At 72.8% G+C, this 3701-nt stretch carries 3 protein-coding genes; all 3 read left to right on the forward strand.

Translation table 11 applies throughout. The features are described from left to right. The coding region (locus tag B0W88_RS30515) for a TolC family protein (RefSeq protein ID WP_158080973.1) at positions 1 to 300 on the forward strand (300 nt) is incomplete at its 5' end. 12 nt (positions 301 to 312) lie between these two features. Further along, a complete protein-coding gene (locus B0W88_RS30520; RefSeq protein ID WP_077038256.1) occupies positions 313 to 1491 on the forward strand; it encodes an efflux RND transporter periplasmic adaptor subunit in 1179 nt (392 codons plus the stop codon). 18 nt (positions 1492 to 1509) lie between these two features. Next, on the forward strand, positions 1510 to 3701 hold a 2192-nt coding region (locus B0W88_RS30525; protein ID WP_077038257.1), incomplete at its 3' end, for a CusA/CzcA family heavy metal efflux RND transporter.

A 3701-nucleotide genomic window follows, 5' to 3' on the forward strand; every position in this document is an offset into this window, starting at 1 on the left:
GGCGACGAGCTCGACGCCACCCGCCTGGCCCTGCTGGCCGAACTCCAGCAAGCCGGCGAGCGCCTGGCGCTGGCGCGGCGCTCCTTGCAGACGCTGCAAGGCACCGTGCTGCCCGCGGCGCAGGACGCCTACGAGGCCGCCCGCAAGGGCTTCGACGCCGGCAAGTTCGGCTTCCTCGAAGTCATCGACGCGCAGCGCTCGCTGCTGCAGGCACGCAGCCGCACCCTCCACACGCTGGCCGCCGCCTGGCAGGCCGCCGCGGTCATCGACCGCATCACCGGCCGCACCACCGACCGCTGAAGGAACACGCACATGAACATCAGCAGAAAACAGGCCCTCGCAATGGCCGCCCTGGTGACCGCCGGCCTGGCCGGCGGCGCCGCCGTCCTCCTGGGCGGGCGCGCCGGCGCACCCGCCGCCGAGGCCCACGCCGCAGAGGCCGCACACCCGGACGCACACACGGACGAGGCCCCGCTGGTCCGGCTCACGGCGGCGCAGACCGCCGGCATCGCCACCGCGCCCGTGGCACCGGCCTTGCTCCAGCCGTCCACCGACTTCACCGGCGAGATCCGCTTCAACGAGGACCGAACCGTCCATGTGGTGCCGCGCCTGGCCGGCGTCGCCGAAGCGGTGCCGGTCACGCTGGGCCAGCAGGTGCGGGCCGGCGAGGTGCTGGCCCGCATCGCCAGCACCACCCTCGCCGAGCAGCGCAGCGAGCTGCTGACGGCGCAGCGCCGGCAGGAGGCCGCGCGGGCCGCCCATGAGCGCGAGAAGACGCTCTGGCAGGACCGCATCTCGGCCGAGCAGGACTACCAGCAGGCCCGCAGCGCGCTACGCGAAGCCGACATCGCCGTCGACAACGCGCGGCAGAAGCTGGCCGCCATCGGCGCCGCCGAGACGGCCGCTCCGCTCAGCCGCCTCGATGTGCGCGCGCCGCTCGCCGGCACCATCGTCGAGAAGCACCTCGCACGCGGCGAGGCGGTGCGCGAGGACGCCGCCGTCTTCACCGTCTCGGACCTCGGCTCGGTGTGGACCGAGTTCGCGGTCGCGCCGAAGGACCTGGCCCTGGTGCGCGTGGGCCAGCGCGTACGCGTGTCCTCCACGGCCTTCGACGAGACGGCCGAGGGCACGGTCTCCTACGTCGGCGCGCTGCTGGGCGAGCAGACCCGCACCGCCCGCGCCCGCGTGACGCTCGCCAACCCGCAGGGCGCCTGGCGGCCGGGGCTCTTCGTCACCGTGCGCGTGCTCGGCGCCGCCCAGCCGCTGGCGCTGGCGGTGGCGGCCGAGGCGATCCAGACGATCGAGGGCCGGACGACGGTGTTCCGGGCCGGGCCCGCGGGCTTCGAGCCGGTGCCGGTGAAGACCGGCCGCAGCGACGGCCGCACTGTGGAAGTGCTGGCGGGCCTGCAGGCCGGTGACCGCGTCGCCACCGGCGGCGCCTTCATCCTCAAGGCGGAGCTCGGCAAGGCCGGCGCCGCGCACGAGCACTGAGCGGGAGGCTTGAGCATCATGTTCGAACGCCTCATTCGCCTGTGCATCGAGCAGCGCTGGCTGGTCATGGCCGCGGTGCTGGCCATGGCCGGGCTCGGTGCCTGGAGCTATACGCGGCTGCCGCTGGACGCGGTGGCCGACATCTCCAACGTGCAGGTCGTCGTCAACACCCGCGCGCCGGGCCATTCGCCGCTGGAGACCGAGCAGCGCATCACGGTCCCGATCGAGACGGTGATCGCCGGCCTGCCCGGGCTGGAGCAGACCCGCTCGCTGTCGCGCTACGGCCTGTCGCAGGTCAGCGCGATCTTCAGCGACGGCACTGACATCCACTTCGCCCGCCAGCTCGTCAACGAGCGGCTGCAGGAAGCGCGCGAACGCCTGCCCGCGGGCATCGTGCCCGCGATGGGCCCGATCTCCACCGGCCTGGGCGAGATCTACCTGTGGACCGTCGAGGCCGCGCCCGGGGCCCGCAAGGCCGACGGTACGCCCTACACGCCGGCCGACCTGCGCGAGATCCAGGACTGGGTCATCAAGCCGCAGCTGCGCCACGTGCCCGGCGTGACCGAGGTCAACTCGATCGGCGGCTTCGAGAAGCAGTTCGTCGTGGCGCCCAGCCTGGAGCGGCTCGGCGCCCATGGCCTGGGCCTGGCCGACCTCGTCAATGCGCTGGAGAGGAACAACACCAGCCAGGGCGCCGGCTACATCGAGCGCCAGGGCGAGCAGGTGCTGGTGCGCGCGCCCGGCCAGCTTCGTTCCATCGACGAGATCGGCGAGATCCTCGTCGGCACCGCCCAGGGCCAGCCGGTGCGCGTGCGCGACGTCGCCGCGGTGGAGCCCGGCCGCGAGCTGCGCACCGGCGCCGCCACCGAGGACGGCCGCGAGGTCGTGCTGGGCACCGTCTTCATGCTGATGGGCGAGAACAGCCGCGCCGTCTCGCGCGCGGTCGATCGCCAGATGCTCGCCATCAACAAGACCCTGCCGGCCGGCGTGAAGGCGGTGACGGTGTACGACCGCACGACGCTGGTCGACAAGGCGATCCGCACCGTGCGGAACAACCTGCTCGAAGGCGCGGCGCTCGTCGTGGCCGTGCTGTTCCTGTTCCTGGGCAATCTGCGCGCGGCGCTGGTCACGGCGCTGGTGATCCCGCTGGCGCTGCTGTTCACCTTCAGCGGCATGGTGGGCGCGGGCATCAGCGCCAACCTGATGAGCCTGGGCGCGCTGGACTTCGGCATCATCGTCGACGGCGCCGTCGTGATCGTCGAGAACTGCGTGCGGCGCCTGGCCCATGCGCAGCGGCGCAAGGGTCAGGCCTTGACCCGCGGCGAGCGCTTCGAGGAAGTCTTCACCGCCGCCCGCGAGGCGCGCCGGCCGCTGCTGTACGGGCAGCTGATCATCATGGTCGTCTATGTGCCGATCCTGGCGCTGGGCGGGGTCGAGGGCCGGATGTTCCACCCGATGGCGTACACCGTGCTGCTCGCGCTGCTGGGCGCGATGCTGCTGTCGGTCACCTTCGTGCCGGCCGCGGTGGCGCTGTTCATCGGCGATCGGGTGGCCGAACACGAGAACCGGCTGATGCAGTGGGCCGAGCGCGGCTACCGGCCGCTGCTGGCCGCCTCGATGGCCAACGCGCCGGTGGTGCTGACCGCCGCGGCGGTGCTGGTGGCCTTCTGCGGCGCGGTGGCGACGCGGCTGGGCTCGGAGTTCGTGCCCAGCCTGAACGAGGGCGATTTCTCGATCCAGGCGCTGCGCATCCCGGGCACCAGCCTGAGCCAGTCGCTCGAGATGCAGAAGCAGCTGGAGGCGCGGCTGAAGGCGAAGTTCCCGGAGATCGAGCGCGTGTTCGCCCGCACCGGCACCGCCGAGATCGCCAGCGACCCGATGCCGCCCAACATCTCCGACGGCTACCTCATGCTCAGGCCCGAGGACCAGTGGCCCGCCCCGCGCAGGACGCGCGAGGCGCTTCTGGCCGCGATCCGCGCGGAAGCCGAGCAGGTGCCGGGCAGCAGCTACGAGTTCTCGCAGCCGATCCAGCTGCGCTTCAACGAGCTGATCTCCGGCGTGCGCTCGGCCGTGGCGGTCAAGGTCTTCGGTGACGACGGCGAGGTGCTGGAGGCGACGGCGCAGCGCATCGCCGCGGTGCTGCAGGCGGTGCCGGGCGCCACCGAGGTGCGGGTGGAACAGACCGGTGGCCTGCCGGTGCTGACGGTGGA

Origin of the sequence: Pelomonas sp. KK5, assembly GCF_001984095.1 — a bacterium.
Classification (GTDB): Bacteria; Pseudomonadota; Gammaproteobacteria; order Burkholderiales; family Burkholderiaceae_C; genus KK5.

Excerpts from the sequence above, each read along its gene's own strand:
- B0W88_RS30520 (WP_077038256.1), top strand. The coding sequence starts at position 313 with ATGAACATCAGCAGAAAACAGGCCCTCGCAATGGCCGCCCTGGTGACC.